Source organism: Moorena sp. SIO3I6, assembly GCF_010672095.1.
Genome location: NZ_JAAHHU010000716.1, coordinates 1 through 2,379 on the forward strand (window position 1 = coordinate 1; position 2,379 = coordinate 2,379).

At 38.1% G+C, this 2,379-nt stretch carries 3 protein-coding genes; 1 reads left to right on the forward strand and 2 read right to left on the reverse strand.

Annotation, left to right across the window (positions count from 1 at the left end):
* On the forward strand, nt 1-196 hold a 196-nt coding region (locus tag F6K49_RS41745), incomplete at its 5' end, for a hypothetical protein (RefSeq protein WP_293107118.1).
* 165 nt (nt 197-361) lie between these two features.
* Here F6K49_RS41745 and F6K49_RS41750 read toward each other — a convergent pair.
* Both F6K49_RS41750 and F6K49_RS41755 read right to left on the reverse strand, forming a co-directional pair.
* Complete coding sequence (locus F6K49_RS41750; protein WP_075898256.1) at nt 362-1,471, reverse strand: cyclic nucleotide-binding domain-containing protein; 1,110 nt, start codon at nt 1,469-1,471, stop codon at nt 362-364.
* Nucleotides 1,472-1,681: 210 nt separating this feature from the next.
* The coding region (locus tag F6K49_RS41755) for a universal stress protein (RefSeq protein ID WP_293107122.1) at nt 1,682-2,379 on the reverse strand (698 nt) is incomplete at its 5' end.

Sequence of the window (2,379 nt, forward strand, 5' to 3'; positions counted from 1 at the left end):
GGCTCGCAAAAATTTGGCTGAATTAAGTGTTGCCCAAGATTTTCCGTTTACAGCCCTCCAACGGTTTGAAGGACTCAACTTTGAAGAGAAAGAGTCTACAGGGACAGCTAATCCTAAGCTCGATAATCGCATCCTGCGGCTGGAGGTAGATATTCTGAAACGGCGAGGTTTTCAGCCTTATTGGGAGCGGTACTAATACCCTTTCAATTTAGTTTTTATGATTAGGGCAAGATGTTAGCTTTTAGGTGTTAGCTTTTAGGTGTTAGGTTTTAGTCCTTAAAGCCTAGCACCTGATAGCATTTCGATTTTATTTATGAACCAAGCAGCCTGTTTAAATAAGACTTGAAGCTAGTTTAACATCTCAAATTAAACTTATATATATAAATAGATAGCCAAGAAGGTAATGGACTAATGATACCCCTATCAAATTGTAACTACGTAGGTAAATTAGACCAAATATTTCCCCAGCAACCAATGTAACTAGTATCGCTTGAGTTCCTAGGCTAACGTGAAACATTCCAAATAAAATTGCTGCAATAAAAACAGAAAAGTAACCTTTTTCATCTAGGAGAAATCGTTGCAAAGCTGTTTGCACAGTAGCTCGGACAAACTCTTGTATATAAGAGTGTATAAAATAAGTGAATGACATCACAGATACTAAAGATATCGGAAATTTTAATATTTTTGATGTTAATTGATTTCCGGTCGTAATTAGATCTATTCCAAAGGCTATTAACCCTATTAATATAATTCCTAATCCACTGATTATCAAGCCATCTAAAACAGATTTTTTAAAATTTATTTTTGTCACTCCTACTTGATCTAAAGAAATATTAAACTTTGTCAAGGTAATTAAAGCAGGAATGACTATTACTACAAGATGTATCCAAATAAACGCCACTGAATAAAGATTCAGAAAATTTGGGAAAAAATCATCCAAACATGAATTAATCAGTATTGCGATCAGCGACATCACGAATATGATTACGAAAAACAAGCCAAAATTATTGCGTTCTTTTAGCTGGTCGATTTGTTCTTGGAGATTAGCTGTATATTGAGTAGTCCAATATCGTAGACGCTTACTGACGTCATAAGTTATTGCTTCATCTATAATCTTGATGATTTCTTGAGCGTCATCGACATTCTCAAGCAGCTGGGTTCTAGATAAGATATAAACTTCAGTATTCGGTTGTGCTATTACAGAGCAAGTTCTAGGTCCTTCATCGAAGAATGACATTTCTCCGAAAGTTTCCCCGGCTAGGATTTCTCCAAATTTAATATTTGTATTAGTACGGGTTTCAACTTTCAATAAATCAACGGCTCCTGAGATAATAAAGTAAATTTCACTACTATATTCTCCTTCTTTGACAATCAACTCTTCCTGAGAGTATTTTTTAATTTCTCCAATCTTCTCTACCTCTTTTAACTGATCTTCGTTCAGGTATCCTAAAATATCAAACTTCTCTAACATGGATTAATACTGCCCATTTGAGGGTAACAATAAATCAAATCAACAAATCAAATCAACGACTTAGTCGCTGTTTTTTTTTAAAGTATCAAAAAATGATACAGATGGCAAAGCCATAATTTAAAGAATTATGACTGTGATATATTTTGCTCTTTACTTGCGTATTACCACTGACATTATAACGGTTTGGGGTTTATTTTAAGAGCGATTGCTTTAGTGGTGGGAAGCTTCAGAGGTTCGTTCCACTTCTTCAACCAAAATTACTGGAATTGGACTGGTTTCTAACACTGCCTGAGATACGGAACCGACCAGGACTTGCTGCCAGGGTTGATGTCCCCGTTTTCCGATCACTATATCTGTTACTTGATGCTCTTGGGCTATGCGAACAATTTCTTTGGGAATCGAACCGGTTACGGTAATAAACTGATGCCGAATATCCAAGAGCAAGCGTTTGGTTTGGTTCTGTAACTGCTTGACTTCTGGCTGATTTGATGTGGTGATCACATGTAAAACAATAACTTCCCCATTACTTCGTCTTGCTAAATCTGCTACTTTAGTTAATACGTGGGTGGCTAAACTAGAGGTATCGACAGCGGCTAGTAGGAGAGTATGAGAGGCAACGGTTACTTTGGTGGGGTCTACAGGGTCTTGGGATAAGAGTTTAGGGGCAAAGGTGGGAATTGCCCAAGCCCCTAGGGGTGCGGTAATCAAAATCGAGAGGGCTGCGATCGCTAAAATTGTCTGACCTCCTTCTAGCCCTTGACTCAAGGGAATACCACCAATGGCTGCTTGTACTGTGGCTTTTGCGGAGTTTCCGGGCAACAAAAACAGTTTCTCTCGCCAAGTCCAATTACTGCCCAATGTGGAGAGATACCACCCGACCATCCGACCGATACATAACCCAATGGCTA

Bases quoted from the DNA above. Each gene is read 5' to 3' on its own strand.
- F6K49_RS41750 (WP_075898256.1), bottom strand. From the start codon at position 1,471: ATGTTAGAGAAGTTTGATATTTTAGGATACCTGAACGAAGATCAGTTA.